A 25,784-nucleotide genomic window follows, 5' to 3' on the forward strand; every position below is an offset into this window, starting at 1 on the left:
TTGTCCTAGCAGGAGGTAGGCCGGGTCAAGGCCGGGATCTCATCCGTCGCGGCGCGGCCGGCGCCGGCTGGGCTCGTGATCACCCGTCTCAGAGCACGAAGTCGCCAGCGACGAGGGTGATGGTGCCGGTGAGGGCGATATGGAAATCGGAGGCGCCATCGCCGTTGACGTCGCCGGCGACCGTGGTGACGCCGGGGCTGGTCACGGCGTAGCGCAACTGACCCGCCACGCCGGTGTAGAGGCCGGTGCCGATGAAGGTGAAGGCCCCGTTGCCGGGAGTCCCGCCATTCGCGTCGATCCCCGACAGGTCGATCCGGTCGCCCTGGGCATGGCTGAAATCGGTGATCCGGTCGGCATTGGCCCCGATCCCGGCCTCGCCGGTCGCCGCATAGACGAAGCGGTCCGCGCCGGCCCCGCCGGTGACGGTATCCCGGCCGGCCAGGCCGCGCAGCACATTGGTGCCGCCGTTGCCGGTCAGGGTGTCGGCGAAGTTGGAGCCGTTGAGGTTCTCAATCGAGACCAGGATGTCGCCCTGGGCATCGCTGCCGGAGCCGGTGCCTGCGGCCAGGTTCACCGTCACCGCGGCGGCGCTGTTGTAGTACGACGCCAGGTCGGTTCCGGTGCCGCCCTCGAGCGTGTCGGCGCCGGCCCCGCCGCGGAGCACATCGTCGCCGCCATAGCCGTGCAGGCTATTGGCGCCGCTATCGCCGATCAGATCGTCGCCGCCGGCATTGGAGCCGGAAAGATTCTCGATGCCGGTCAGGATATCGCCCTGGGCGTCGCCGAACGCGCCGGTGCCGAGGACGAGATTGACCGTCACCGCCACGGCGCTGTCATAGTAGGTCGCAGTGTCCGTCCCGTCGCCGCCATTGAGGCTGTCGCTGCCGGCCCCGCCCCGCATCAGATCGTCGCCGGCATGGCCGATCAGGTTGTCGGCACCGGCCATGCCGCTGAGGCTGTCGTTGCCATTGAAGCCCCAGAGGGAGTTGTCCCCGGCGTTTCCGGTCAAGGTGTCGCCGCCCGCGCCGCCGATGACCGCCTCGAAATCGGCACTGATGACATCGCCCTCGGCTTCGCCACCCGATACGGCCAGCGTCGTCAGGTTCACCGTCACGCCGACGGGGCCGAAGTAGCCGATATAATCGTAGCCGGCGCCGCCGATCATCTGGTCCGCTCCATTCCCGCCATAGAGCGTGTCGCCGCCGTCGCCGCCGTCCAGCACATCATCGCCGTTGCCACCGTCGAGCACGTCGGTGCCGGCCATGCCGGAGAGGATGTCGTCGCCGACGCCGGCATAGAACTGGTTATCGGCGGCCGATCCGGTCAGCGTATCCGCGAAATCGGTGCCGAAAATATACTCGAAATCCGCGGCGATCACGTCGCCCTGGGCGTCGCCGCCCGACGCTGCGAGCGTCGTCAGGTTCACCGTCACGCCGGCGCTGCTGAGGTTGTAGCGGAGCGCGTCGATGCCGGCCCCACCGCTCAGCGTATCCGCCCCGGTCCCGCCGGTCAGCGTATCGTCGCCGTCACCGCCGCTCAGGATGTCGGCGCCGCCCCAGCCGTTGATCGTGTCGTTGTCCGGCGTGCCGGTGTATGTGTTCGGATTGTCGTCGCCATTGTAGATCGCCACGTGCCCCTCCCCCCCAAATGAGAAATCAAAAAAACGTCGCGACAAATGCCGGGGTTCGGGGCCTAGCCGCCCCTTCCCCTGCTCTATCCATTGTCCTGGCAGGGGCCGGGGCGGGTCAAGGCGCCCTTGTCAGAGCACGAAATCGCCGGCGACGAGGGTCAGGTTGCCGGTGAGAGTGATGTGGAAGTCGGAGGTGCCGTTGCCGTCGATGTCGCCGGCGATTGTGGTCACGCCGGGGCTCGTCACGGCGTAGCGCAACTGCCCGGCCACGCCGGTGTAGAGGCCGGTGCCGATGAAGGTGAAGGCCGCGTTGCCGAGCCCCCCGCCATTCGCGTCGATCCCCGACAGGTCGATCCGGTCGCCCTGGGCGTGGCTGAAATCGGTGATCAGGTCGGCATTGGCCCCGACCGCGCTGTCGCTGACGGCCACATAGACGAAGCGGTCCGCGCCGCCGCCGCCGGTGAGCGTGTCGCGCCCGGCCAGGCCGCCCAGCGCATTGTCGGCGCTGCTGCCGGTCAGGGTGTCGTTGAAACTGGAGCCGTTGATGTTCTCGATCGAGCCCAGGACATCGCCCTGGGCGAAGCCGCCGGAGGCGGTGCCGGCGGCCAGATTTGCCCGCACCGCCGCAGTGCTGTTGTAATAGGACGTGAAGTCGACACCGGCGCCGCCGTCGAGCCTGTCGGCCCCGGCCCCACCGTAGAGCTTGTCGTCGCCACCCCAGCCGCTCAGGATGTTGGCACCGCTGTCACCCCGCAGGATGTCACCACCGATATTCGAGCCGGTGAAGTTCTCGATGCCGCTCAGACTATCGCCCTCGGCGTCGCCGCCGGAGCCAGAGCCAGGGCCGGCTGTCACCCCCGAGGCGCTTGCATAGTAGGTCGCGGTGTCCACCTCGGCACCACCGTCGAGCGTGTCAGCGCCGGCACCGCCGCGGAGCAGATCGTTGCCGCCCCCGCCCCGCAGGGTCTCGTGATAGCGCCAACTGCCGGTCAGCGTGTCGTTGAAGGCGGAGCCGATGACGATCTCGATCCCGACCAGGGTGTCCCCCTCGGCGTCACCGCCCTTGCCGGTGCCGGAATCGTATGGGCTGCTGCCGGAGGCGAGTTCGATCGTGACCGCCGACGGGCTGTCGGAATACGTCGCCGTGTCGTTCCCGCCGTAACCGCCGGCGAGCCTGTCGGCGCCGGCTCCGCCGCGGAGCAGGCCGCTTCCCCGCAGAAAGTTGTCGCCGCTGTTGCCGATCAACGTGTTGAAGCCGACATTCGAGCCTACGACATTTTCGATGCCGATCAGGGTGTCGGTCAGAGTGTCGCCGCCGGCACCGATCCCGAGGGTGAGATCGACCGTCACGTTCCCGACCTCGTCGGCATAGTTCACCGTATCCACCCCGGCCCCACCATCGAGGATGTCGTTGCCAGTCCCGCCTGCGAGCGAGTCATCCCCGGCCCCGCCGCGCAGCACATCGGCGCCGGCCAGGCCGATCAGGGTGTTGCCATTGGCGTCGCCTGTCAGGGTGTCGCCGCCGGCATTGGTGCCGGTGACGGCCTCGATCCCGATCAGCGTGTCGCCCTGGGCATCGCCGCCGGTGCCGGTGCCGGTGGTGAGATCGACCGTCACCGCCGATGCTCCGGCATAGTAGCTTGCAGCATCATACCCGACGCCGCCGTCGAGCGTGTCGGCGCCGGCCCCGCCACGGAGCAGATCGTTGCCGGCCTCGCCCCTCAGGACATTAGCGCCGCTGTTTCCCGTCAGATCGTCGCCGCCGACATTGGAGCCGATCAGATTCTCGATGCTGGTCAGCTTGTCGGCGTAGTATTCGTCTTCCCATCCGGTGGCGAGATCGACCTTTCTCCCCACCACGAAGTCGAAATAGGTCACGGTGTCCACCCCGTCACCGCCATCGAAGACGTCGCGGCCGATGAGCCCGCCGCTCAGCACATCGTCGCCGCCACCGCCGCGGAGGATATCGTTGCCGTAGGTGCCGATCAGCGTGTCGCCGAAATCGGAGCCGGTGACATTCTGGATGGCGATCAGGGTGTCGCCCTCGGCGTCGCCGCCGGCGCCGGTGCCGGCGTGGAGATCGACCGTCACCGCCGAGATGCTGTCGTAATAGGTCGCGGTGTCCTTCCCAAACTCGTCATGGAGGGCGCCGTTCCCGCGGAGGCTGTCGGCGCCGGCCCCACCATGCAGCAGATCATTGCCCTGGCTGCCCCACGAGCTGTCCTCGCCGTTGAGCACGTCGTTGCCGTCGCCGCCGTTGAGCACATCGTCGCCGCCGGAACCGCCGTCGAGGCTATCGTCGCCACCGAAGCCGTTGATCGTGTCGTTGTCCGGCGTGCCGGTGAGAGTGTTCGGGTTGTCGTCGCCGTCGATGATCGCCACGTGCCCCTCCCCAATCAGACGTCAAAATATTGAGACAAATATCTGCGTTCAGGGCAGCACCGCCGCCCGTGCTCGGTCTATTGTCCTAGGAGAGGCCGGGCCGGGTCAAGCCCGGCCCGGACGGCGCGATCAGACGCCGAGCAGCTCGACGTCGAAGATCAGGGTCGCGTTCGGCGGAATCACGCCGCCGGCGCCGCGGGCGCCGTAGCCCAGCGCGGCCGGGATCACCAAGCGGCGCTTGCCGCCGATCTTCATGCCCTGCACGCCTTCGTCCCAGCCGCGGATCACCCGGCCGCCGCCGAGCGGGAAGCGGAACGGCTCGTTGCGGTCCTTGCTGGAATCGAACTTCTTGCCGGCGCTGCCGTCGGCGTTCTGCAGCCAGCCGGTGTAGTGCACGGTCACGGTGACGCCGGCCTTCGCCTCGGCGCCGGTGCCGACCTCGGTATCCTCGTATTCCAGCCCGGAGGCGGTGACGGTGCGGGACATGATGCTTCCTTCTCGGGTTGGTATCGGGGTTCAGGCCGCGGCCGCGATTTCGCCCATGGCGGCGCGCGCGGCGCGCCAGCTGGCCTCGTCCGGCGCCACCAGGATCGGGCCCTGGCGCAGCGTCGGGCGGTAGCGGGTGCCGTCGAGCACCGCGGCCCAGCCGCCCGCCTCGGCATGCAGCAGGGTGCCGGCGGCGTGGTCCCAGGGGAACAGCTTGCGGTAGGCCAGGATGTCGATCCGGCCCTCGACGGCGTCGATGTAGTCTGCACCGGCGCAGTTGACATGGATGTGCGAGGCGACGGCGTCGCGCAGCCGCAGCACCGCCTCGGCATAGCCGGGCGGCCGCTTGGCCAGGTTGAAGCCGCCGCGCAGCATCGCCAGCGGCCCCGGCACGGGCAGCGTCAGGCGCCGCCCGTCGATGAACGCGCCCTCGCCGCGGATCGCCCAGGCGGTGCGGTCCTGCACCGGCAGGTGGATCCAGCCCATCAGCGTCTCGCCCCGCTGCACCAGGGCGACGATGGTGCCGAAGCGCGGCCGGCCGGCGACGAAATTGGCGGTGCCGTCCACCGGGTCGACGATCCAGACCGGGTCGCCGCCGTCCAGCAGGTCGAGCACGGCCGGGTCCTTGGCATAAGCCTCCTCGCCGACGACCAGGGAGCCGGGCAGGAGGTCGGGCAGCCGAGCCGCCAGGCGGATCTCGCTCTCCTGGTCGGCGATGGTGACGAGGTCGCCGGGCGCCTTCTCCATCACCGCCCCCTCCTCCAGCCGGCCGAAACGCGGCAGGATCAGCTCCTGCGCCGTCTCCGCGATCAGGGCGGCGACCGTGTCGATCTCGGGCAGGCGCGGCATCGGAGGACTCTCAGTGACGGGGGGCGGTGCCGAGCTGGCGATGCAGCCGCGCGGCGTCGTTCGGGTGCAGGCGGACGCGGATGAAGAGATGGGCGCCGTCGTCGCGCGCCTCCAGCACCTCGCCATGCTCATGCAGCCAGGCCAAAGTGCGGCCGTCGGCGATGTCGAGCTTGACCGTCATGGTCTCGCGGTCGGCGTTGATGCGGCGGGCGATCAACTCCATCAGCCCGTCGCAGCCCTCGCCGGTCAGGGCCGAGATCACCGCCGCGTCATGGCCGCGCCGTCGCACCGAGGTCGACAGGGTCTCGCGCTCGGCCTCCGGCAGCAGGTCGGCCTTGTTCAGCACCTCGATCACGCGGCCATCGGAATCGATGTCGATGTCCAGGTCGCGCAGCACACCCTCGACATCCTCGCGCTGAGCCTCGGTATCGGGATGGGCGATGTCGCGGACATGCAGGATCAGGTCGGCGGCCTGCACCTCCTCCAGCGTCGCCCGGAAGGCGGCGACCAGATGGGTCGGCAGGTCCGAGATGAAGCCGACCGTGTCGGACAGGATGATCCGCCGCCCCTGCCCCGCCTCGATCGCCCGCATGGTCGGGTCCAGCGTGGCGAACAGCATGTCCTTGGCCAGCACCGTGGCCCGGGTCAGGCGGTTGAACAGCGTCGACTTGCCGGCATTGGTGTAGCCGACCAGCGCCACCACCGGGTACGGCACCCGGGCCCGCGCGTCGCGGTGCAGCGACCGGGTGCGGCGGACGTCGTCCAGCTGGCGCTTGATCTGGATGATGCGGTCGTCGATCTGGCGGCGGTCCAGCTCGATCTGGGTTTCGCCGGGGCCGCCGAGGAAGCCGGCGCCGCCGCGCTGCCGCTCCAGATGGGTCCAGGACCGCACCAGGCGGGAGCGCTGGTAGCTGAGATGCGCCAGTTCGACCTGCAGCTGGCCTTCGCGGGTGCGGGCGCGCTCGCCGAAGATCTCGAGGATCAGACCGGTGCGGTCGATCACCTTGGTCTTCCAGCGGCGCTCGAGGTTGCGCTGCTGCACCGGGCTGAGCGTGGCGTCGACCACCACCAGCCCGGCCTCGGTGGCGGCGACCACCGAGGACAGCTCCTCCAGCGCGCCCTCGCCGATCAGGGTCGAGGGCTGCGGCCGCGACACCCGGACGCAGCGGGACTCGGCGATGTCGAGGGAGATGGCGCGCGACAGCCCGACCGCCTCCTCCAGCGAGGCTTCGGCGGTCCGGCCGCTGTCATTGCGAGCACCCGGAAGGACCGGGTGGATGACGATGGCGCGTCCCGAGGACGCGCCATCCGCACCGGGATTTGGCCCTGAAGTCTGGCCCAAAGGGATCAGGCCTCTTCCTTCTGCGGCTCAAACAGCTGGATCGGATGCGCCGGCATCACCGTCGAGATCGCATGCTTGTACACCAGCTGCGAATGGGCATCGCGGCGGAGCAGGACCGAGAAGTTGTCAAACCAAGTGATGATACCCTGCAGCTTCACCCCGTTGACGAGGAAGATGGTCACCGGGATCTTGTTCTTCCGGACGTTGTTGAGGAACACGTCCTGAACGTTCTGTGCCTTTTCCGACATTAGTTGGATCCTGCTGCTTGATTTTATTGGAGCCCCGAGGGGCCCGAGCCACACGATGTGGCACCGTCCGACAATATGGGAAGCGCCGGCCCGGAGAAAAGGGAGCAATGGTGCATGGTCACGTTGCGCCGGCGCCCGACGCGTATCCGACATAGGCCTCCAGCAGCCGGCGGCCCAGCGGGCCGGGCGTGCCGTCACCGACCATGCGGTCGTCGATCTTCAGCACCGGCGTGACGAAGCTGGTGGCGCTGCTGACGAAGGCTTCGCGGGCCGCGAAGGCCTCCTCCAGGCTGAACGGCCGCTCCTCGAAGCTCAAACCTTCCGCCGCCGCGATCCTGAGGATCGACTGGCGGGTGATGCCGTTGAGGATGGCGTGGCTGGCCGGGCGGGTGACCAGCGCGCCGCCGGCGGTCAGGATCCAGGCGTTGGACGAGGTGCCTTCGGTGACGAAGCCATCCTCGTCCACCTGCCAGGCCTCGAAGGCGCCGCGCTCCGCCGCCTCCTGCTTGCCCAACACCTGGGCCAGGAGGCCGACGGTCTTGAGGTCACGGCGCTGCCAGCGGATGTCGGGGATGGTGATGACGCGGACGCCGGTGCGGCCATGCGGCGCCAACGCCGCCCGCCGTGTGGTCATCACCAGGGTCGGCCGGGCCGCGGCGGGGAAGCGGAAGTCGCGCGGCGCGACACCACGGGTGATCTGGATGTAGATCAGGCCATCGCGCACGCCGTTGCGCTCCAGCAGGCGCCGCATGATCTGCCGCAGCACCCGCCGCTCGCAAGGCCAGGCGATGCGCAGCTCGCTCAAGCAGCGGTCGAGCCGGTCGAGATGGCCTTCCTCATCGATCAGGAGCCCCCGGCGGATGCACACCACCTCATAGACGCCGTCGGCGAACTGGAAGCCGCGGTCCTCGATATGCACCGCCGCCCGGGCATGCGGCACATAACGCCCGTTGACATAGGCGTCACGCGCCATCGGCTAGTCTCTCCCCGCCTTCAGTCGACCAGCTTGCGGTCGCCGGCGCCGTGCACGCCCAGGCTCTTCATCTTGCGATGCAGGGCCGAGCGCTCCATGCCGATGAACTCGGCGGTGCGGCTGATGTTGCCGCCGAAGCGGGTGACCTGGGCGATCAGGTACTCGCGCTCGAACAGCTCGCGCGCGTCGCGCAGCGGCAGCCCCATGATCTCGCTGCCGCGGTCGCCGCGCAGCACCGCCGGGGCGATGGCGCCGATCTCCGGCGGCAGCATGTCGGCATGGATCGGCATGGAGTTGTCGCCCGCTGCCATGATCAGCAGCCATTCGATGACGTTGCGCAGCTGCCGGACATTGCCCGGCCAGCTATAGGCCTGCAGCGCCGCCATCGCATCCTCGCCGACCTGCCGCGGCATCAGCCCCTGGCCGTCGGCGGCGCGCTGCATGAAATGGCGGGCCAGGAGCGGGATGTCCTCGCGCCGGCTGGCCAGCGGCGGCACCGCGATCGGCACGACGTTGAGCCGGTAGTACAGGTCCTCGCGGAACCGGCCCTCGCCGATCTCGCTCGGCAGGTCCTTGTTCGAGGAGGCGATCACCCGGACGTCGACCTCGACCTTGGTGGCACCGCCGACCCGGACGAAGGTCTGCTCCTGCAGCACCCGCACGATCTTGCCCTGGGTGGCCAGCGGCATGTCCGCCACCTCGTCCAGCAGCAGCGTGCCGCCATGCGCCTGCTCGAAGGTGCCGATCTTGCGCGTGGTGATGGCGCCGTCGACCAGGACCTCGACGCCGAACAGCTCTTCCTCCAGCCGGTCCGGATGCATCGCCGCGCAGTTCAGCGCGATGAACGGTCCCTCCGCGCGCTTGGACAGGGCATGCAGCTGGCGGGCCACCACCTCCTTGCCGACGCCGGCGGGGCCGGTGATCAGCACCCGGCTGCCGGTCGGCGCCACGCGCTCGATCTGCTGGGTCAGCTGGGCGATCATCGGCGACTGGCCGACCAGCTCGACCTCGGTGCCGGCGCGGAGCCGCAGCTCGGCATTCTCGCGCCTTAGGCGCGCCGCCTCGATGGCGCGCTCGACCATCAGCAGCAGACGGTCCGACTTGAACGGCTTCTCGATGAAATCGTAGGCGCCGTGCTTGATCGCCGTGACCGCGGTCTCGATGTTGCCGTGGCCGCTGATCATCAGCACCGGCACGCCCGGGTGGTCGCGCCGGATGATGTCGAGCAGCTCGAGCCCGTCGATCGGGCTGCCCTGCAGCCACACGTCGAGGACCACCAGGCTGGGCTGGCGTGCGGCGAGCTCGTGCTGCGCCTGCGTCGTGTCGCCCGCTTCCCGCGTCGTATAGCCTTCGTCGTCGAGGATGCCCGAGATGAGCATCCGGATATCCGCCTCGTCGTCGACGACGAGAATGTCATGCGCCATGGCCCACCGCGTCCTTGGAGCCCGCAGCCGTCACTTGATCGGTCGATGCACCCGGCTCGTCGCCGGTTGGAACGGCCGGCACGCCCGCCTGTTCCAACGGAAAGACGAGGCTCACCCGGGCCCCACCGCCCGGGCGGTCCTCGAGGACCAGCCGGCCGCCGTGATCCTCCATGATTTTCTTGACGATGGCGAGCCCCAATCCGGTGCCCTTCGTGCGGGTGGTGACATAGGGTTCGGTCAGCCGGTCGCGGTCGACGGTCGGCAGGCCCTTGCCGTTGTCCTCGACCGTGATCCAGGCCTCGCCGTCGGCATAGTCGAGGACCATCCGCACCTGCCCCTTCGGCAGGTCGCGGCCCTCGGCGATGCGGCCGTCGATCGCGTCCGCGGCATTCTGCAGCAGATTGGTGACGGCCTGGGACAGCTGCCGGGAATCGCACGGCACCGTGGGGCGGCTGTCGGGCTGGCTGAACGAGAAGGCGACCTTCGGATGGGCGTTACGCTGCAGGAACATCGCCTGCTGACAGGTCTCCGACAGGTCGATCGCCTTCATCACCGGCGTCGGCATGCGGGCGAAGGCCGAGAATTCATCGACCATCCGGCCGATGTCGCCGACCTGGCGGACGATCGTCTCCGTACACGTGATGAAAGTCTGCGGATCGTCCGAGATCTGCTTGAGGTATTTGCGCTTCAGCCGCTCCGCCGAGAGCTGGATCGGGGTCAGCGGGTTCTTGATCTCATGCGCGATGCGGCGGGCCACGTCAGCCCAGGCCGCCTTGCGCTGGGCCGACAGCAGCTCGGTGACGTCGTCGAAGGTGACGACGAAGCCCTGGATCTCGCCATCCAGCCGTTCCGCGGCGATGCGGGCCAACAGCGTGCGCATCTCGCCATGGCGGCGGATCTTCACCTGGCCCTCGACCACCCGGCCCTGGCGGCTGCGGGCGTTCTCGATCAGGTCGGCCATTTCGGGCACCGCCGCCTCCAGCGGATGGCCGACCAGCTCGTCGACCGAGCGGCCGAGCAGGTCGGTGGCGGAGCGGTTGGGCAGATGGACCCGGCCGTCGTGGTCGAGGCCGAGCACGCCGGCCGAGACGCCGGACAGCACGGTCTCGGTGAACTGCCGGCGCTGGTCGAGCTGGCGGTTGGCCTCGATCAGCTCGCGGCGCTGGCTTTCCAGCTGGTTGGTCATGCGGTTGAAGGACCGCGCCAGGCTGCCGAGCTCGTCAGTGCTGTCGCTGCCCTGGACCCGGATCGACAGGTCGCCGGCCCGCACCCGCTCCGACGCCATGATCAGCTCGCGCAGCGGCCGCACCAGCGTGTCGGCGAAGACCAGGCCGATCCAGACCGCGGCCATCAGCAGCAGCACCGCGACGGTGACGTAGATCGCGGTGAAGATCAGCTGCAGCTGCGACCGCCGCCCCTCCAGCGCCCGATAGTCGGCAACCGCGCCCTTGGTCTGCTCGACATAGGCCAGCGCTTCCGGATCGACCTGCTTGCCGATCAGCAGGAAGGCCTCGAAGGGGAAGCCGTTCAGCCGCACCAGCGCCCGCACCCGGTCGCTCTCGCTGTCGACGATCAGCTCGACCGGACCGAATCCGGCGTCGCCGGCTGTCGCCCGCTCGAAATGCTCCTGGCCGACCATCTCCAGCTTCAGGCCCTTGGCGAAGGCCGATTCCGCGATGACCTGGCCCTTGCGGTCGATGATCCGGATGTCCGGGATGCCGTAGGTCGAGGTCATGCTGCTGAGGATGCCGACCAGGGCGGAGCGGTTGCCGGAGATGAATTCCGGGTACTGGGCGTAGGCCCGCTCGACCGTGTAGGCGATGCTCTGCGCCGCGTAGCGGATGCTCTTCTGATTCTCCTCCAGATAGACCTGCGCCACCGAGAGCGATTCGTTGATCGCGGTCGAGACCCGTTCGGAAAACCAGGTCTGCACGCCGATGTTGAAGATCACGGCGGAGAAGATCGCGACCAGGATGGCGGGCGCCACCGCCACCACCGCGAACAGCGCCACCAGCCGGACATGCAGCCGCGATCCGGCCGAGCCGCGGCGCCGTGCCGCCCAGATCCCCACCAGCCGCCGCGCCACGATGGCGCCGAGCATCAGGAGGATGGTCAGGTCGAGCACCAGCAGCAGCGACACCCGGTCGGCGTCCTTGCCGAACAGCGAGTTGGTGCTGAGCGCGGTGTATGTGGCGATGCCGGACGCGACGGCGGCGAAGATCAGCACCACCGCCAGCTTGTTCTCCAGCCCGACCCGGGCCGCCCATTGGTAAAGCTGCCGCCAGAGGGTGGACGGGCTCGCGGCGTTGGTGGTCATGGACGCTGTTCTGCAGGCGGTACGATCAAGCGTCTAACTTAGGCCACGGACCACCGGAATGTCTAACTCGCGGATCTTCTTGCGCAGGGTGTTGCGGTTGACGCCCAGCAGCTCGGCCGCCCGGATCTGGTTGCCGCGGGTCGCTGCCAGGCTCAGCGTGATCAGCGGCCGCTCGACCTCGCGCAGCACCCGGTCATACAGGCCGCTGGCCGGCAGGCTCCCGGCATGGGCAGCGAAATAGTCGCGCAGATGACGCTCCACCGCGGCGGACAGCCCCTCCCCGGCCGGCTCGGCGCCGGGCTCGGCGATGCCGGGCTGCGACAGGGCGTCGCTCAGCTCGGCCTCCACCACGTCGACGCCGATCGTCTCCTGCGAATAGAGGGCGCAGAGGCGCCGGGCCAGGTTCTCCAGCTCGCGGACATTGCCCGGCCAGCGGTGCCGCGTCAGCCGCTCCATCGCCCGCTTGTCCAGCGCCTTCTCGCTCATCCCCTCGGCCGCGGCGCGGCGCATGAAATGGCTGACCAGGGCCGGGATGTCCTCCGACCGCTCGCGCAGCGGCGGCAGCCGGATCGGCACGACGTTGAGGCGGTAGAACAGGTCCTCGCGGAACAGGCCCTGCCGCACCATGGTGCGCAGGTCGCGATGGGTGGCGGCGACGATGCGGACATCGGCCCGGATCGGGGTGCGGCCGCCGACTGTGGTGTATTCGCCCTCCTGCAGCACCCGCAGCAGCCGGGTCTGCGCCTCCATCGGCATGTCGCCGATCTCGTCCAGGAACAGCGTGCCGCCCTGGGCCTGTTCGAACCGGCCGGTGGAGCGCGACAGCGCGCCGGTGAAGGCGCCCTTCTCATGGCCGAACAGCTCGGATTCGATCAGGTCGCGCGGGATCGCCGCCATGTTGATGGCGACGAAGGGGCCGGAGCGGCGGCGGCCGTAATCGTGCAGGGCTCGCGCCACCAGCTCCTTGCCGGTGCCGCTCTCGCCGGTGATCATCACGGTCAGGTCGGTCGCCATCAGCCGGGCCATCACCCGGTAGATCTCCTGCATCGCCGGCGACCGGCCGATCAGGGGCATCGCCTCCTCGCCGTCCTCGATCTCCCGGCGTTCGCCGCCGTCCTGGCGCGGCAGGGTCAGGCCGCGCTCGACCACCCCGACCAGCTCCTTCAGGTCGAACGGCTTGGGCAGGTACTCGAAGGCGCCGCGCTCGGTCGCCTTGACTGCGGTCAGCAGGGTGTTCTGCGCGCTCATCACGATCACGCGCAGGTCCGGCCGCAGCTTCTTGATCCGCGGCAGCAGGTCGAGTCCGTTCTCGTCCGGCATCATCACGTCGGTGATGATCAGGTCGCCGACGCCGTCCTGGACCCATTTGTACAGGGTCGAGGCGGTGCCGGTGCTGCGCACCTCGTGGCCGAGCCGCGACAGGGCCTGGGTCAGCACCATGCGGATGGCGCGATCGTCATCCGCGACCAGAATGGTCCCGCTGGTCATCGTTCGCTTCCGTTGTGTTCGCTGTCGCCGGTCGCCACCGGTTCGGCGTGGATCGGCAGGGAAATCTTGAACACGGTGCGGCGCGGCTCGCTCTCGAAACCGATCAGCCCGCCATGGTCGCCGACGATCTTGGCCACCAGCGACAGGCCCAGGCCGGAGCCTTCCGCCTTGGTGGTGACGAAGGGGTCGAACAGATGGTCCTTCAGATCGTCCGGGATGCCCGGGCCGTTGTCCTGGATCGCCACCATCAGCGGCAGGTTCAGGCGCTGGCTGGTGCCCTGCACCGCGATCGCCACGCCGCGCTGATAGGCGGTGGTCAGGACGATCTCGCCATCCTCGGCCACTGCCTCGACCGCGTTCTTGATCAGGTTCAGGAAGACCTGGACAAGCTGGTCAAAGTGCCCCGGCACCGGCGGCAGCGACGGGTCGTAGCGCTCGACGAAGCGGACATGGCGGCCGAAGCCGGTCTGCGCCACCTGGCGCGCCCGCTCCAGCACCTCGTGGATGTTGACCGGTTCGCGGCCCAGCGGGCTGGGGTCGGAGAAGACGTCCATGCGGTCGACCAGCCGGACGATGCGGTCGGTCTCCTCGCAGATCAGCCGGGTCAGCGCCCGGTCGTCGTCGCCGACCGTCTGCTCCAGCAGCTGGGCGGCGCCGCGGATGCCGGAGAGCGGGTTCTTGATCTCATGCGCCAGCATCGCCGCCATCGCGGTCATCGACCGGGCGGCATGGCGGCGGTTCAGCTGGGTGTCGATCCGCCGCGCCACCGATTCCTCGAACAGGCTGAGCACGGCGAGGTCGGGCGGGTCGACCAGCGGCGCCACCGTCACCGACACGGTGCGCCGGCCGATCCGCGGGCTTTCCAGCAGCATGCCGTAATCGGCGACGCTGCGGTCCTGATGGATCGCCTGGTCGATCAGGGTGAAGAGCGGGCTGTCGCCTGGCACGAAGCCGGTCAGGTCCTGGCCCAGCAGGGCGGATTCGCTGGCGTCGAGCAATTGCTGCGCGGCCAGGTTGACGAAGCGGATCACCCGGTCGCGGCCGACCGCGAGTACCGCCACCGGCAGCGAGGCCAGAAGCGCGAAAGGATCCGGTTGCGGCTCGGCCGCGACGGCAGGGATCGGTTTCAGGTTGGGCATGGGCGGCGACAAGGGACTGACAGGTGCCAGATCAGCCCATCGCCTAAATTTTGTCCAATGAAAGTTTTGCCTAACCAATGAGCAGAAATGGCGTGACCCCCGATTTTGAGGGGGAAGAAGTTCCTCGCAAGCGGCGCTACATCGAAGCCGGCCGATGGTCGGGGCGGACATTGACACTTTCCCTGCCGGAAGAACGGCCGCGATTTGGAGCATGATGCCGCCAGGCCCGGTCCGGTGGCGATGACGGAGCAGAATCCTATGAACTCGATGATCGGGACGATCGGTCGCATCGCCGTCCTGGCGTTCGCGCTGGCCGCCGCGGTGGCGGCGCCGGCGGCGGCCGCCGATGTCAAGGGGGCGAAGGACTATTCCGGGATCAAGCGCTTCGACGGCGCGTCGATCGTGGCCTACAGCACCCAGACATTCACCCGCTACACCCTGCCGCTCGGCCCCGCCGACGAGGTCGACGCCGGCGACAAGCCGGTCTTCGCCGCCTCGAAGGAGGTCAGCGGCGCGCTGACCCGCCTCAGCTACACCATCCCGACCGGGATTTCCTCCGACGACGTGTTCGAGAACTACCAGAACGAGCTGGCGGCCAAAGGCTACCAGGTGCTGTTCAAAGCCGACGGCGACGCCATCGGCAAGCGCCAGGGCGACATCTTTGCCGGCATCGGCACCCAGCTGTTCGACTACAGCACGGAAGCGGCGCATTTCCTGACCGCCGAGCTGGCGAAGGACGGCGCCACGGTCGACATCGCCCTCTACGTCACCGAGTTCGAGGACGGCTACACCCCGGGCATCGAGGTCGCGAAGGGCCAGGTCATCGTCCAGCTCGACGTCATCGAATCCGGCACGCTGCAGGACAAGATGGTGACGGTGTCGGCGGCGGAAATCGGCGAGGGCCTGACGGCGCAGGGCCACATCGCCCTCTACGGCATCTTTTTCGACTTCGCAAAGGCCGAGCTGAAGCCGGAATCCAAGCCGGCGCTGGACCAGGTGGCGCAGTTCCTGAAGGACGACCCGGCGATGAAGCTCCACGTCGTCGGCCATACCGACAATGTCGGTGGCCTGGACACGAACATGACGCTGTCGCGGGCCCGCGCCGCGGCGGTGGTGGCGGCGCTGGTCAAGCAGTACGGCATCTCCGCCGGCCGGCTGAACCCGGCAGGCGTCGGCCCGCTGGCACCGGTGGCGCCGAACGACAGCGACGAGGACCGGGCCAGGAACCGCCGGGTCGAGCTGATCCCGCAGTAGCGCCCGCCTTCCGCTTGTCTCATGCAAGGCGCCGCCCTATCGTGCGGCGCCTTTCGTCCAGGAGCCCGAGCGGATCATGCCACGCCACGCCGCCGTCATCGTCGCCGCCGGAACCGGCGAGCGGTTCGGCGGCTCCCTGCCCAAGCAGTACCGCCCGCTGGCCGGCAGCTCGGTGCTGCGCCGGTCGGTCGAGGCGTTCCGCGCCACCGGCCGGTTCGACGATATCGTCGTGGTGATCCGCGACGAGCACCGGGCGCTGTACGACGCCGCCGCGGCCGGCCTCGGCCTGCCCGAGCCGGTGACCGGCGGCGCCACCCGGCAGGACAGCGTCCGCGCCGCGCTGGAATGGCTGGCGCCGCGGGCGCCGGATCTCGTGCTGGTGCATGACGCGGCGCGGCCGCTGGTCGACCGAGCGACGATCGATCGCGTGCTCGACGCCCTGGCCGACGCCGAGGCGGCGATCGCCGCGGTGCCCGTGGTCGACACGATCAAGCGGGCCGAGGGCAAGGTCGAAACTCCCATCGCCGCCGGCACGGTCGACCGCAGCGGCCTGTGGCAGGCGCAGACGCCGCAGGGCTTCCGTTTCCCGGCCTTGCTGGCTGCCCACCGTGCCGCCGCCGGCGAGGCGCTGACCGACGACGCCGCAGTGGCCGAGCGCCAGGGCATCGCCGTGCGCCTGGTCGAAGGCCATGTCGACAACTTCAAGATCACCACGGAGGCGGACCTGACCCGCGCGGAACGACTGCTCGGCGGCGCCGCCGACATCCGGACCGGCACCGGCTTCGACGTGCATCGCCTGATCCCGGGCGACGCCGTCATCCTGTGCGGCCTCCGCATCCCCCACGGCTTCAAGCTGGAGGGCCATTCCGACGCCGATGTCGGGCTGCACGCTTTGACCGACGCGCTGCTGGGCGCCATCGGCGCCGGCGACATCGGCCAGCACTTCCCGCCCTCGGATGAGCGCTGGCGCGGCGCCGATTCCGCCGCCTTCCTGGCCCATGCCGGCGAGCTGGTGCGGGCCCGGGGCACCATCCTCAACGTCGATGTGACGCTGCTGTGCGAGCGGCCGAAGATCGGCCCGCACCGTACCGCCATGGTGGCGCGGATCGCCGAGATCCTGCAGCTCGACCCGGATCGGGTCAGTGTCAAGGCGACCACGACCGAGCGGCTGGGCTTCACCGGCCGCGAGGAGGGCATTGCCGCCCAGGCCTCGGCGAGCGTGCGGATCGAGCGCTGATGCCGTTCCGGCCGCTCCCGCCCGGCTGCGCCTTCTGGCAACCCTCCACGCTGCTGGCGACGGTCGGCGGGATCGGGTTGATCCGGGTGGCCTCCGGCACCTGGGGGTCGCTCGCCGCCCTGCCACTTGCCTGGTTGCTGTGGTGGCTGGGCGGACCGGCGGCGGTAGCGATCGCCGGCGTCGCCATCGGTCTGGTCGGGGTCTGGGCGGCCGGGGCCGTCTGCCGCGGCGGCGAGCCGGATTCGAGCGCGATCGTGATCGACGAAGTGGCCGGCCAGCTGCTGGCCCTGGCGCCGGTCGCCGGGGTGCCATGGCTTTACCCCCTCGCCTTCGGCGTGTTCCGGCTGCTCGACATCGCCAAGCCCTGGCCGATCTCCTGGCTCGACCGCGAGCTCGGCGGCGGCTGGGGCGTGATGATGGACGACATCGCCGCCGGCGCGGTCACCGCCGCGGTCTGCGCGGCGGTGCTGGCGGGAGGGCTGGCATGATCGACGATGCGGATCTCGCCTTGGCGACGCAGGTGTTGGAGGCCTGCCGGGCCCAGGGGCTGATGCTGGCGACGGCGGAGAGCTGCACCGGCGGGCTGGTGGCGGCGGCGCTGACCGCGATCGCCGGTTCCTCCGACGTGGTCGAGCGCGGCTTCGTCACCTATTCCAACGCGGCGAAGGCCGAGCTGCTCGGCGTGCCCGAGCCGCTGATCGCCGACAAGGGCGCGGTCAGCGCCGAGGTCGCGGCGGCGATGGCCGAAGGGGCGGTGGCCCGCGCCCGCGTCGGCCTGGCGGTCTCGATCACCGGCATCGCCGGGCCGGGCGGCGCCACTCCGGGCAAGCCGGTCGGGCTGGTGCATTTCGGCCTCTCCCGCCAGGGCGCCCCGACGCGCACGGAGCAGCGCGTCTTCGCCGGCGACCGGACCGCGGTCCGGGCCCAGGCGCTACGGCTGGCGCTGGACCTGCTGCTGGCCGGCGCGCAAGCTGCGAAAACCGCATCCCCCCACGCCGGCTGACGCGGGTTGAGAGCCACTGGTTCCTGAACTCGAGCGGAATGAACTGAAGTCGGATCACGCTGGGGTGTCCAGCGTCTCGGCGCTGCCTTTCCCGCATGCGGGACTTTTTCGGCACACCGCCCCATCCCTTTGCCGTCATTCCCGCGAAAGCGGGAATCTCTGTCCGGTCAGAGCGTTGCGAGATCCCCGCTTTCGCGGGGATGACGGATCGGGGGAGTTCGAAAAGGCCTCGCAAGCCGCATCTCCGCTCCTGAAATTCCCAGCAATGCTGCCTTTGCTGTATTTTGCAGCATCACAGGAGATCGCTGCATGTCGTCATACTCCACCAGTGACCTGTCGCGCAGGTCAGGCGACGTCATCGCCGAAGCCCTGCGGCACCCGGTCACGATCACCCAGCGGAACAAGCCCCGGCTGGTCCTCATGGCGATCGAGGATTTCGAGCGCCTGAGCCATCGGGCTGAAGACCCGCGCAACGCCTACGTCTCGGGCGAGGAACCCGCCGAGGTCCGTGCGGAGCTTCTTGCCGCCTTGGATGACATCGTCAACGGCAAGCTGGCCAGGGCCTCTGCCGCCGTCGATCGTCGGGACTGATCCGGCGCGCAAGCTGCGAAAACCGCATCCCCCCACGCCGGCTGACGCGGGTTGCCGGGCGGCGGAGCGCACCGCATCATGGCCGGCGAGACTCACACGAAAGTATCGTGCCAGTGCGCCTGTCCCCGGCCTCGAATCTCTGGCCCCTTCTCGCCTTCGGCGCCCTGATCCTGCTCGCTTTTCCGGCTGCCGCGGCCCCCGGCTTCGAGAGCGCGCGCTGCGTCTTCGCCGTGCCGCGCGGCGAGCGGGCGACCTGCGGCTTCGTCGCCGTGCCGGCGCATCGCGAGGGCGAGCGCGGCCGCAACCTCCGCCTCTATGTCGCGGTGCTGCACAGCCAGGCCCCGTCGCCGCTGCCGGACCCGGTGATCTTCCTCAATGGCGGCCCCGGCGACGCCGCCTTCGGCGACGATGCCGACACCTGGTGGCAGATCAGTCGGCCGATCCGCCAGGCGCGGGACTTCATCGTCTTCGACCAGCGCGGCGTCGGCCAGTCGCGGCCCAGCCTGGACTGCCCGGAGCTGGACCGCATCTCCGAGCGGAACTGGAAGCCCGGGATGGGCAGGGCCGAGGTGCTGGCGCTGGAGCGGCCGGCGGCGGTGCGCTGCCACGACCGCCTGACCCGGTCCGGCATCGACCTGTCGGCCTACACCAGCGCCGAGGCCGCGGCCGATGTCGACGACATCGCCGCCGCGCTGAACTACGAGAGCTACAACCTGATCGGCGTATCCTACGGCACCCGGGTGGCGCTGGCGGTGATGCGCGACTTCCCCGACCGGGTGCGCAGCGCGGTGCTGGACAGCGTCTATCCGCCGGGGATCTTCGACCTCGACACCCAGCCGGCGTTGATCGCCCGCGTGTTCCGCCGGCTGTTCGGCGAATGCAAGTCCAGCCCCGATTGCGACACCGCGTATCCGCTGCTGGAGGCCCGCTTCGATGGCATGCTGGCGCAGCTGCGGTCCCAACCGGAAACCATCCGCCAGGGCCGACGGAGTATCCGGGTCGATGACGGCATCGTGCTCGACGCGCTCTACGCCACCTTCTACGACCCGACGGTGCTGCCCGACCTGCCGGAGCTGATCGACAAGGTGGCGCGCGGCGACCTGAGCGCCCTCGCCCCCTGGATCGGCCCGGTGTTCAGCGGCGGGCCGAACCGCTCCGACGGGCTGGCGCTGAGCGTCGCCTGCAGCGAGAGCTGGCCCTTCGCCACCCGCGACGCGCTGGCGGCGTCGGTCGCGGCCTCAGAGCCCTATGGCGGCGACGCCGCCTATGCGCTGGAGTGGCAGGTCTGCGATTCCTGGCATGTGCCGCCGATCTCGGCGGTGGATGCGGTGGCCGTGTCGAGCACCATTCCGACCCTGCTGCTGACCGGCAGCTTCGACCCGATCACCCCGCCGGAATACGCCTATATCGCAGCGCGGACCCTGACCAACGGCCGGGTGGTCGAGTTCCGGGCCGGCAGCCATTCGATCCTGACCACCGAGTCCTGCGCCCCGGAGCTGGTGGCCCGCTTCATCGACATGCCGGCGGCGCCGCTCGACGCACTCTGCGACGACCGCACCCTGGCGCCGCGCTTCACCACGGCCGGCCTGTCGGATCAGCCCTCGGCCGCTTCCGCGGCCACCGAGGCGCGATCGCCGTAGAGCGCCCGGGCCCGCGTCTCGAAGGCGGCGACCATGCGGCGGAAGGCCTCGTGGAACACCGCCCCGATCAGGGTCTGCAGCACCCGCGAGCGGAATTCGAAATCGACATGGAAGTCGATCTCGCAGCCATTCGGATGCGGCACGAAGCGCCAGCAATTGGTCAGCCGCTTCATCGGCCCGTCGACATAGGCGACGTCGATCTGGCGGCCGGGAGTCAGGGTGACCCGGCTGGTGTAGCGCTCGCGGATCATCTTGAAGCCGATGACAAGATCGGCTGTCAGCACATTGCCCTCGCGCTTGCGGATGCGCGCGGCCAGGCACCAGGGCAGGAAGCTCGGATAGGCCTCGATATCCGCCACCAGCTCGTAGAGCTGCTGCGGGGTGAAGGGCAGGACGCGACGTTCAGTGTGTGTCGGCATGATGGATCCGCGGGACGGCTCGACGACCTAGATTAGACCGTCGGCGGCGTCCCGCCAGTGCGACCTTCAGGCGCCCTGCGCCAGCGCGACAAGGTCGATCGATCCGGACGCGGCCGCCAGCTTGGCCAGGCGGGCGGCCTTCAGCTTCTCGAAATCGGCGCCGGCGTGATAGGAGGACCGGGTCAGCGGCGAGGCCGAGATCATCAGGAAGCCCTTGGCCCGGCCGATCTTCTCGTGGCTCTGGAATTCCTCCGGGGTCACGAACCGGTCGAGCTTCGCGTGCTTCGGCGTTGGCTGCAGGTACTGGCCGATGGTCATGAAGTCGACATCGGCGGCGCGCAGGTCGTCCATCACCTGCCCGACCTCCTCCGCCGTCTCCCCCAGCCCGACCATGATGCCGGATTTGGTGAAGATAGTCGGGTCCAGCTCCTTCACCCGCGACAGCAGCTGCAGCGAGGTGAAATAGCGGGCGCCGGGCCGGATCGAGGGGTACAGCCGGGGCGCGGTCTCGAGGTTGTGGTTGAAGACATCCGGTCGCGCTTCGACAACGATCTCAACAGCTCCCGGCTTGTTCTTGAAGTCGGGAGTGAGGATTTCGATGGTTGTGTCCGGCGTCGCGGCGCGGACCGCGCGGATGGTCTCGGCGAAATGCCGGGCCCCGCCGTCGTCCAGGTCGTCGCGATCGACCGAGGTGATGACGATGTGGCTCAGCCCCAGCCGGCCGGCGGCCTCGGCGACGTGCTGCGGCTCATGCGGGTCGAGCTGGTCGGGCCGGCCGGTGGCGATGTTGCAGAAGGCGCAGGCGCGGGTGCAGACCGAGCCCAGGATCATCACCGTGGCATGACCCTTGGCCCAGCACTCCCCGATATTGGGGCAGGCCGCCTCCTCGCACACCGTGTTCAGCTTGAGGTCCCGCATCAGCTTGCGGGTCTGGTTGTACTCGGCCGAGACCGGAGCCTTGACCCGGATCCAGGCCGGCTTGCGCTGGATCGGGTTGTCCGGCCGGTTGGCCTTTTCGGGGTGGCGGAGATGGGGCTCGACAGCGGACATGGTCCGTCCTTGCTGGGTTGCGGCCTGGCTCGGCGACGTTCCTTCAGAGATTGGAGGAACCCCGCCGGAAGCCAAGCTCACTTTGCTCAATAGTGGATTGCGCGGCCGTAGGCGTCCAGGACGCTCTCATGCATCATCTCGCTCAACGTCGGATGCGCGAAGATGGTGTGCATCAGCTCCGCTTCCGTCAGCTCGCCGGTCTTGGCGACGACATAGCCCTGGATCAGCTCGGTCACCTCGGCCCCGACCATGTGGGCGCCCAGGAGCTCGCCGGTCTTGGCGTCGAACACGGTCTTGACCATGCCCTCCGGCTCGCCCATCGCGATCGCCTTGCCGTTGCCGATATAGGGGAAGCGGCCGACTTTGACCTCGTAGCCCGCCGCCTTGGCCTTGGCCTCGGTCAGTCCGACCGACGCCACCTGCGGCGTGCAGTACGTGCAGCCGGGGATGTTGCCCACATCCATCGGGTGCGGATGCTGGCCGGCGATCTTCTCGACGCAGATCACGCCCTCATGGCTGGCCTTGTGCGCCAGCCAGGGCGCGCCGGCGACGTCGCCGATGGCGTAGACGCCCGGCTCGTCGGTCTCGAGATACTTGCCGACCACGATGTGGCCGCGGTCGACCTTCACCTTGGTGTTCTCCAGGCCGATATTCTCGACATTGCCGTCGATGCCGATCGCCAGGATCACCCGGTCGACGGTGATCTTCTCGGTCTTGCCGCCGACCTCGACGGTGGCGGTGACGCTGTCGGCGCCCTTCTCCAGCTTCTGGGTCTTGGCGCCGACCAGGATGCGCATGCCCTGCTTCTCGAACTGCTTCTTGGCGAAGGCCGAGATCTCCTCGTCCTCCACCGGCAGCACGCGGTCGAGCATCTCGACCACGGTCACCTCGGCGCCCATGTTGCGGTAGAAGCTGGCGAATTCGATGCCGATGGCGCCCGAGCCGATGACCAGCAGCGACTTCGGCATGGTCGGCGGGACCATCGCCTCCTTGTAGCTCCAGATCAGCTTGCCGTCGGCCTCCAGCCCCGGCAGGTTCCGGGCCCGCGCGCCGGTGGCGATGATGATGTGCTTGGCCGCCAGCGTCTCCTTGCCGCCGGCCTTCAGCGCCACCTCGACCTTGCCGCCGCCGAGCAGCTTCGCGGTGCCGTCGAACACCGGCACCTTGTTCTTCTTCAGCAGGTGCTTGACGCCGCCCGACAGCTGCGCGGCCACCTTGCGCGACCGATCAACCACTTTCTTAAGATCGAAGCTGATGTCCTTGGCTGAAAAGCCATATTGGTCGAGATGCTTCAGCAGATGCGAGATCTCGGACGAGCGCAGCAGCGCCTTGGTCGGGATGCAGCCCCAGTTCAGGCAGATGCCGCCCAGATGCTCGCGCTCGACCAGCGCGGTCTTCAGCCCCAACTGGGCGGCACGGATCGCGGCGACATAGCCGCCCGGGCCGCCGCCGATCACCAGGACGTCGAAGCTGGTCTCAGCCACTGTCGTGTCTCCTTGCTGCCCCCCGCATCCCGGCGGAGGCTGTCGCGGGTCGCCGGTCGGGGGCCGGGACGGACCCGGCCCCGATCCCGGTCAGAGCATCATGCTGAGCGGGGCTTCCACCAGCGCCCGGAAGGCGGCCAGGTACTCGGCCCCGACCGCGCCGTCGACCGCGCGGTGGTCGACCGACAGCGTGCAGCTCATCACCGTGGCGATGGCCAGCGCGCCGTCCTTGACCACCGGCCGCTGGGTGCCGGCGCCGACCGCCAGGATGCAGGATTGCGGCGGGTTGATGATCGCCGCGAAATCCTTGACTCCGAACATGCCGAGATTGGAGATCGAGAAGGTGCCGCCCTGGTACTCCTCGGGCTTCAGCTTGCCGTCGCGGGCGCGCGCCGCCAGGTCCTTCATCTCGCCCGAGATCGTGCCCAGACCCTTGCGGTCGGCGTCCTTGATGATCGGGGTGATCAGGCCGCCCGGCGTCGCCACCGCGACCGAGACGTCGACCCGCTCGTACTGGATCATCGCCTCGTCGGTCCAGGAGGCGTTGGCCGCCGGGACCTTGCGCAGCGCCAGCGCCGCCGCCTTGATGATCAGGTCGTTGACCGACAGCTTGACGTCGCCGCGGTCGTTCAGCTCCTTGCGGAGCTTCAGGAGCGCGTCGAGCTCGATGTCGACCGTCAGGTAGAAATGCGGGACGGACTGCTTCGACTCCAGGAGCCGGCGCGCCACCGTCTTGCGCATGTTGCTGTGCTTCTGCTCGCTGTACGGGATGCCGAAGGCATCGGCGAGCTGCTTGGCGTTCGGGCCACCGGCGGCCGCCGGCTTCGCAGCCGGGGCGGCAGCGGCAGCGGCGGGCTTCGCCGCCTCGGGCGCCGCAGCGGCCGGCTTGGCCGCGGGGGCACCGCCCGCCAGCGCCGCGTCGATATCCGCCTTGACGATGCGGCCATGCGGGCCGCTGCCCTTCAGCGCGGCCAGGTCGACGCCGGCCTGCTGCGCCATGCGGCGGGCCAGCGGGCTGGCGAAGACGCGGCCGTCGTCATGGCCGTTGGTCGCCGGCTTGGCGGTCGGAGCCGGCTGCGCCGCCGGGGCTTCGGCCTTGGCTTCCGCCTTGGGCTCTGCGGCCGGAGCCTCGGCTTTCGGCGCGGGCGCGCCGCCCTTCAGCGCGCCGGCATCCTCGCCCTCCTCCAGCAGGATGGCGATGACCTCGTTGACCGGCACGTTCTCGGTGCCCTCGGCGACCAGGATCTTGCCCATGGTGCCTTCGTCGACCGCCTCGACCTCCATGGTCGCCTTGTCGGTCTCGATCTCGGCGATCACGTCGCCGGACTTGACCTTGTCGCCTTCCTTCTTGTGCCAGGTGGCGAGCGTGCCCTCGGTCATCGTCGGCGACAGCGCCGGCATCAGAATGTTGATCGTCATCGATCCCTCCCCTGTCCGGCGCCTAGCGGTAGCAGGCGGCCTTGGCCGCCTCGACGATGTGCGAGGCCTGGGGCAGCGCGAGGTGCTCCAGGTTCGCGGCGTAGGGCAGCGGCACGTCGACCGAGCAGACGCGCCCGACCGGGGCGTCGAGATAGTCGAAGGCGTGCTCCATCATCAGCGCCGCCAGCTCGGCGCCGATGCCGGCGAAGGGCCAGCTCTCCTCGGCCGAGACCAGGCGGTTGGTCTTCTTGACCGAAGCGACGATGGTCTCGATGTCGAGCGGCCGGATCGAGCGCAGGTCGATGACCTCGGCGTCGATGCCCTCGGCGGCCAGGGTCTCGGCCGCCTCCAGCGCCTTGCCGACCATGATCGAATAGGCGGTGATGGTGATGTCTTTGCCCGGACGCACGATCTTGGCGCGGCCGATCGGGACGATGAAGTCGGGATCCTCCGGCACGTCGAAGCTCTGGCCGTAGAGCATCTCGTTCTCGAGGAAGATCACCGGGTTCGGGTCGCGGATCGCCGATTTCAGCAGGCCCTTGGCGTCCGCCGCCGACCAGGGCGACACCACCTTCATGCCCGGGCAGTGGGCGTACCAGCTGGCGTAGTCCTGGCTGTGCTGGGCGCCGACACGCGAGGCCGCGCCGTTCGGGCCGCGGAACACGATCGGGCTGCCCATCTGGCCGCCGGACATGTACAGCGTCTTGGAGGCCGAGTTGATGATCTGGTCGATCGCCTGCATGGCGAAGTTGAAGGTCATGAACTCGACGATCGGCCGCAGCCCGGCATAGGCGGCGCCGACGCCGAGGCCGGTGAAGCCGTGCTCGGTGATCGGGGTGTCGATCACGCGCTTGGCGCCGAACTCCTCGAGCAGGCCCTGGCTGACCTTGTAGGCGCCCTGGTACTCGGCGACTTCCTCGCCCATCAGGAACACGGTCGGGTCGCGCCGCATCTCCTCGGCCATGGCGTCGCGCAGCGCCTCGCGCACGGTCAGGCGCTTGGTGTTGGCGAAGAACCTGTCCTCGTCGGTCGCGGGCGGCGCCTTGGTCGCCGGAGGCGCGGCCGGGGCGGCGGGCGCCCGGGCTTTGGACTTCGGCGCCTCTGCCGGGGCCTCGGCCGCCGGGGCCGCCTTGCCATTGGCATGGGCGATGTCGCCCGCGCTCTCGCCGTCGCCGAGCAGGATGGCGATCGGGGTGTTCACGGCCACGGCCTCGGTGCCCTCGGGCACCAGGATCTTGCCGAGCGTGCCTTCGTCGACCGCCTCGACCTCCATGGTCGCCTTGTCGGTCTCGATCTCGGCGATGACGTCGCCCGACTTCACCGCGTCACCCTCGCGCTTCAGCCACTTCGCGAGCGTGCCCTCGGTCATGGTCGGCGACAGCGCCGGCATCAGGATTTCGGTGGGCATT

The 25,784-nt window shown here is 69.2% G+C and carries 22 protein-coding genes; 6 read left to right on the forward strand and 16 right to left on the reverse strand.

Features of this window, described 5'->3' with window-relative positions; all coding sequences use genetic code 11:
• Window positions 1–88 precede the first annotated feature (88 nt).
• The 11 genes from FFK22_RS06995 to FFK22_RS07045 form a co-directional block, all read right to left on the reverse strand.
• Window positions 89–1,630 (reverse strand): calcium-binding protein, encoded by a 1,542-nt coding sequence (locus FFK22_RS06995; protein WP_138886142.1) that lies wholly within the window; start codon window positions 1,628–1,630, stop codon window positions 89–91.
• 129 nt (window positions 1,631–1,759) lie between these two features.
• Window positions 1,760–4,012 (reverse strand): calcium-binding protein, encoded by a 2,253-nt coding sequence (locus FFK22_RS07000; RefSeq protein WP_138886141.1) that lies wholly within the window; start codon window positions 4,010–4,012, stop codon window positions 1,760–1,762.
• 129 nt (window positions 4,013–4,141) lie between these two features.
• On the reverse strand, window positions 4,142–4,498 hold the full coding sequence (locus FFK22_RS07005) for an FKBP-type peptidyl-prolyl cis-trans isomerase (RefSeq protein WP_138886140.1): 357 nt from the start codon (window positions 4,496–4,498) through the stop codon (window positions 4,142–4,144).
• A 30-nt stretch (window positions 4,499–4,528) separates the two neighbouring features.
• Window positions 4,529–5,347, reverse strand: a complete 819-nt coding sequence (locus tag FFK22_RS07010) for an inositol monophosphatase (RefSeq protein WP_138886139.1) — start codon at window positions 5,345–5,347, stop codon at window positions 4,529–4,531.
• A gap of 10 nt (window positions 5,348–5,357) precedes the next feature.
• Entirely contained in the window at window positions 5,358–6,689 is a 1,332-nt protein-coding gene (gene hflX / locus FFK22_RS07015; protein ID WP_138886138.1) for a GTPase HflX, read from the reverse strand.
• Between the two features lie 5 nt (window positions 6,690–6,694).
• Window positions 6,695–6,937 carry an RNA chaperone Hfq gene (gene hfq / locus FFK22_RS07020; protein WP_026870608.1) on the reverse strand — a complete coding sequence of 81 codons (243 nt, stop codon included), beginning with the start codon at window positions 6,935–6,937 and terminating at the stop codon, window positions 6,695–6,697.
• A gap of 118 nt (window positions 6,938–7,055) precedes the next feature.
• On the reverse strand, window positions 7,056–7,910 hold the full coding sequence (locus tag FFK22_RS07025; RefSeq protein WP_138886137.1) for a D-amino-acid transaminase: 855 nt from the start codon (window positions 7,908–7,910) through the stop codon (window positions 7,056–7,058).
• A 20-nt stretch (window positions 7,911–7,930) separates the two neighbouring features.
• The gene (locus tag FFK22_RS07030; protein WP_138886136.1) at window positions 7,931–9,334 is read right to left on the reverse strand and encodes a sigma-54 dependent transcriptional regulator; all 1,404 of its coding nucleotides are present in this window, start codon (window positions 9,332–9,334) and stop codon (window positions 7,931–7,933) included.
• Window positions 9,324–11,651, reverse strand: a complete 2,328-nt coding sequence (locus FFK22_RS07035; RefSeq protein WP_138886135.1) for a PAS domain-containing sensor histidine kinase — start codon at window positions 11,649–11,651, stop codon at window positions 9,324–9,326. The genes FFK22_RS07030 and FFK22_RS07035 overlap by 11 nt, the downstream gene beginning before the upstream one ends.
• A 33-nt stretch (window positions 11,652–11,684) precedes the next feature.
• Window positions 11,685–13,139 carry a nitrogen regulation protein NR(I) gene (ntrC, locus tag FFK22_RS07040; protein WP_138886134.1) on the reverse strand — a complete coding sequence of 485 codons (1,455 nt, stop codon included), beginning with the start codon at window positions 13,137–13,139 and terminating at the stop codon, window positions 11,685–11,687.
• Entirely contained in the window at window positions 13,136–14,278 is a 1,143-nt protein-coding gene (locus tag FFK22_RS07045; RefSeq protein ID WP_138886133.1) for a nitrogen regulation protein NR(II), read from the reverse strand. Before FFK22_RS07045 ends, ntrC begins: the two co-directional genes overlap by 4 nt.
• 258 nt (window positions 14,279–14,536) lie before the next feature.
• Between FFK22_RS07045 and FFK22_RS07050 the strand changes: the two genes are divergently transcribed.
• The 6 genes from FFK22_RS07050 (at window position 14,537) to FFK22_RS07075 (ending at window position 20,003) form a co-directional block, all read left to right on the forward strand.
• Window positions 14,537–15,532, forward strand: coding sequence for an OmpA family protein (locus FFK22_RS07050; protein ID WP_186002347.1), 996 nt, complete (start codon window positions 14,537–14,539; stop codon window positions 15,530–15,532).
• Between the two features lie 76 nt (window positions 15,533–15,608).
• Window positions 15,609–16,769 carry a bifunctional 2-C-methyl-D-erythritol 4-phosphate cytidylyltransferase/2-C-methyl-D-erythritol 2,4-cyclodiphosphate synthase gene (locus FFK22_RS07055; protein WP_138886131.1) on the forward strand — a complete coding sequence of 387 codons (1,161 nt, stop codon included), beginning with the start codon at window positions 15,609–15,611 and terminating at the stop codon, window positions 16,767–16,769.
• A complete protein-coding gene (locus FFK22_RS44370) occupies window positions 16,769–17,257 on the forward strand; it encodes a phosphatidylglycerophosphatase A (protein WP_138886130.1) in 489 nt (162 codons plus the stop codon). The genes FFK22_RS07055 and FFK22_RS44370 overlap by 1 nt, the downstream gene beginning before the upstream one ends.
• Window positions 17,254–17,772, forward strand: a complete 519-nt coding sequence (locus tag FFK22_RS07065) for a CinA family protein (RefSeq protein ID WP_138886129.1) — start codon at window positions 17,254–17,256, stop codon at window positions 17,770–17,772. Before FFK22_RS44370 ends, FFK22_RS07065 begins: the two co-directional genes overlap by 4 nt.
• Window positions 17,773–18,081: 309 nt before the next feature.
• The gene (locus tag FFK22_RS07070; RefSeq protein ID WP_138886128.1) at window positions 18,082–18,363 is read left to right on the forward strand and encodes a type II toxin-antitoxin system prevent-host-death family antitoxin; all 282 of its coding nucleotides are present in this window, start codon (window positions 18,082–18,084) and stop codon (window positions 18,361–18,363) included.
• A gap of 107 nt (window positions 18,364–18,470) precedes the next feature.
• Window positions 18,471–20,003, forward strand: coding sequence for an alpha/beta fold hydrolase (locus FFK22_RS07075; RefSeq protein ID WP_186002348.1), 1,533 nt, complete (start codon window positions 18,471–18,473; stop codon window positions 20,001–20,003).
• Here the strand turns inward: FFK22_RS07075 and FFK22_RS07080 are convergent.
• The 5 genes from FFK22_RS07080 to FFK22_RS07100 form a co-directional block, all read right to left on the reverse strand.
• The gene (locus FFK22_RS07080; protein ID WP_138886126.1) at window positions 19,958–20,422 is read right to left on the reverse strand and encodes a type II toxin-antitoxin system RatA family toxin; all 465 of its coding nucleotides are present in this window, start codon (window positions 20,420–20,422) and stop codon (window positions 19,958–19,960) included. The two genes, FFK22_RS07075 and FFK22_RS07080, sit on opposite strands and share 46 nt — an antisense overlap.
• A gap of 66 nt (window positions 20,423–20,488) precedes the next feature.
• A complete protein-coding gene (gene lipA / locus FFK22_RS07085; RefSeq protein WP_138886125.1) occupies window positions 20,489–21,472 on the reverse strand; it encodes a lipoyl synthase in 984 nt (327 codons plus the stop codon).
• An 86-nt stretch (window positions 21,473–21,558) separates the two neighbouring features.
• The gene (gene lpdA / locus FFK22_RS07090; protein ID WP_138886124.1) at window positions 21,559–22,956 is read right to left on the reverse strand and encodes a dihydrolipoyl dehydrogenase; all 1,398 of its coding nucleotides are present in this window, start codon (window positions 22,954–22,956) and stop codon (window positions 21,559–21,561) included.
• A 90-nt stretch (window positions 22,957–23,046) separates the two neighbouring features.
• Window positions 23,047–24,375 carry a pyruvate dehydrogenase complex dihydrolipoamide acetyltransferase gene (locus tag FFK22_RS07095; RefSeq protein ID WP_138886123.1) on the reverse strand — a complete coding sequence of 443 codons (1,329 nt, stop codon included), beginning with the start codon at window positions 24,373–24,375 and terminating at the stop codon, window positions 23,047–23,049.
• Between the two features lie 22 nt (window positions 24,376–24,397).
• Window positions 24,398–25,783, reverse strand: a complete 1,386-nt coding sequence (locus tag FFK22_RS07100; protein WP_138886122.1) for a pyruvate dehydrogenase complex E1 component subunit beta — start codon at window positions 25,781–25,783, stop codon at window positions 24,398–24,400.
• Window position 25,784 lies beyond the last annotated feature (1 nt).

Source organism: Mycobacterium sp. KBS0706 (genome assembly GCF_005938675.2).
GTDB lineage: Bacteria > Pseudomonadota > Alphaproteobacteria > DSM-16000 > Inquilinaceae > Inquilinus.

Bases quoted from the DNA above. Each gene is read 5' to 3' on its own strand.
- FFK22_RS07095 (WP_138886123.1), bottom strand. From the start codon at position 24,375: ATGACGATCAACATTCTGATGCCGGCGCTGTCGCCGACGATGACCGAG.
- FFK22_RS07055 (WP_138886131.1), top strand. From the start codon at position 15,609: ATGCCACGCCACGCCGCCGTCATCGTCGCCGCCGGAACCGGCGAGCGG.
- ntrC (WP_138886134.1), bottom strand. From the start codon at position 13,139: ATGACCAGCGGGACCATTCTGGTCGCGGATGACGATCGCGCCATCCGC.
- FFK22_RS44370 (WP_138886130.1), top strand. From the start codon at position 16,769: ATGCCGTTCCGGCCGCTCCCGCCCGGCTGCGCCTTCTGGCAACCCTCC.
- FFK22_RS07010 (WP_138886139.1), bottom strand. From the start codon at position 5,347: ATGCCGCGCCTGCCCGAGATCGACACGGTCGCCGCCCTGATCGCGGAG.
- FFK22_RS07005 (WP_138886140.1), bottom strand. From the start codon at position 4,498: ATGTCCCGCACCGTCACCGCCTCCGGGCTGGAATACGAGGATACCGAG.
- FFK22_RS07035 (WP_138886135.1), bottom strand. From the start codon at position 11,651: ATGACCACCAACGCCGCGAGCCCGTCCACCCTCTGGCGGCAGCTTTAC.
- FFK22_RS07065 (WP_138886129.1), top strand. From the start codon at position 17,254: ATGATCGACGATGCGGATCTCGCCTTGGCGACGCAGGTGTTGGAGGCC.
- FFK22_RS07080 (WP_138886126.1), bottom strand. From the start codon at position 20,422: ATGCCGACACACACTGAACGTCGCGTCCTGCCCTTCACCCCGCAGCAG.
- lipA (WP_138886125.1), bottom strand. From the start codon at position 21,472: ATGTCCGCTGTCGAGCCCCATCTCCGCCACCCCGAAAAGGCCAACCGG.
- FFK22_RS07050 (WP_186002347.1), top strand. From the start codon at position 14,537: ATGAACTCGATGATCGGGACGATCGGTCGCATCGCCGTCCTGGCGTTC.
- hfq (WP_026870608.1), bottom strand. From the start codon at position 6,937: ATGTCGGAAAAGGCACAGAACGTTCAGGACGTGTTCCTCAACAACGTC.
- FFK22_RS07030 (WP_138886136.1), bottom strand. From the start codon at position 9,334: ATGGCGCATGACATTCTCGTCGTCGACGACGAGGCGGATATCCGGATG.
- FFK22_RS07025 (WP_138886137.1), bottom strand. From the start codon at position 7,910: ATGGCGCGTGACGCCTATGTCAACGGGCGTTATGTGCCGCATGCCCGG.
- FFK22_RS07100 (WP_138886122.1), bottom strand. From the start codon at position 25,783: ATGCCCACCGAAATCCTGATGCCGGCGCTGTCGCCGACCATGACCGAG.
- FFK22_RS07070 (WP_138886128.1), top strand. From the start codon at position 18,082: ATGTCGTCATACTCCACCAGTGACCTGTCGCGCAGGTCAGGCGACGTC.
- FFK22_RS07045 (WP_138886133.1), bottom strand. From the start codon at position 14,278: ATGCCCAACCTGAAACCGATCCCTGCCGTCGCGGCCGAGCCGCAACCG.